The sequence below is a fragment of the Nocardia sp. NPDC057455 genome, assembly GCF_042802775.1.
In the GTDB taxonomy this organism is placed as follows: domain Bacteria; phylum Actinomycetota; class Actinomycetes; order Mycobacteriales; family Mycobacteriaceae; genus Nocardia.
This window is the reverse complement of the sequence record NZ_JBHVDM010000213.1, coordinates 1-1184: the sequence shown is the minus strand read 5'-3', so window position 1 is coordinate 1184 and position 1184 is coordinate 1. Positions and strand designations below refer to the sequence as shown.

Sequence of the window (1184 nt, the reverse complement as noted above, 5' to 3'; positions counted from 1 at the left end):
AGTTGTCGGAGGTCGCGTCGATGACGCTCTGTAGCTGCGAGAGGTTCTCGGTGGCGAACACGTGTGGCGGTGTCCCGGTCCCGTCCCACAGATCCATGCGATAGCCGATGTCGAGGCGTGACCGGGTCTGTTTGAACAGCTCGTCGCCGGGTGGGAACCGTGCGGAGAGGATCACGAAGTTTTCGAGCAGGTCGTTACCGAGGTTGATCAGGTCGTCGAGTGTCTCGATGTCGTCGAGGTCGGGTAGATCGGCGGTGACCTTGTGCAGCGGTAGCGACGCATACACCGGCCGGTGTAGCCGAATCATGTTCTTCGCGAGGAAGTACTTGAACACGAAGTCGGGCTCGCCGGCCATGATGTCTTGCTTCCCGGTCAACCCGACCTGTACCTCGGGCGGAAATTGCGGGTTCACCCACGCAAGCCAGCGTTGCAACCAGAATTTGTAGTCGACCCCGGAGAACTTCACGGTCTCGCGGCCGGGCCGCCCGGCGATGTTGCCGCCCATGATGCGCCCGGTGTACGGGATCCCGTTGTACCCGTACGCCTCGTCCGGCGAGTTGCGGCCGATACGCACATGGAACGCCTTGCGGCGAAGCTGCGCCAGTTGCGGAATGAGCCGGTGGTCTGGCTGTAGCTGAAACGAGAACTTGCCAGGCATCCACCAATGCCATTCGGCATCCGTTTTCACGTAGTCGCCGAGCGGTGTCCATTCGATGCGCTGGCGATCGGAGCTGCGTAGCCCGATCTCCCACGGAATCGGCTGCTCTGGGTCGGTGTTCGGGTTCGCGTACCCGGGCACGAACGCACTCATAGCGCCGCCTGATACATCTGCGGCAACACGACCTTGACCAGGGTCGCGCCGCTGGTCCCGGTGCCCGAAATGTTCAACGGGATTCCGAGCGTGCGGGCCGGCGCTTTCACATACCAGCGCCCGGGTAGCTCGACACCGCCCCAGAATGTTCGGTCGGCGCCGAGATGATCGGTGATCCGGAAATGGTTCGGGTCGGTGTCGATCTTCCATGTCTGCCCGGCGCTGATCGCCGGTAGCACGACCGCCTCGGTGCCGAGTCCGATCGTGGGCGAGGTGATCGGGCCCGTGATCTCGAAATAGGGCCACGCCGCTTCGTCGGCGACGTTGTCGACGGCGGCGCCGGCGAACTGCGCGGCGGTGAACGTGTCTTCGT

Annotated in this window: 1 protein-coding gene and 1 pseudogene; both read right to left on the bottom strand. The window is 63.5% G+C overall.

Translation table 11 applies throughout. The annotated features are described in order from the left end of the window. Positions 1 to 811: hypothetical protein (locus ACFU5M_RS34535; protein ID WP_379055830.1), on the bottom strand; the 811-nt coding region annotated here is incomplete at its 3' end. Then, positions 808 to 1184: pseudogene (locus ACFU5M_RS34530) on the bottom strand (hypothetical protein); the annotation flags it as partial. The pseudogene ACFU5M_RS34530 and the gene ACFU5M_RS34535, both read right to left, overlap by 4 nt.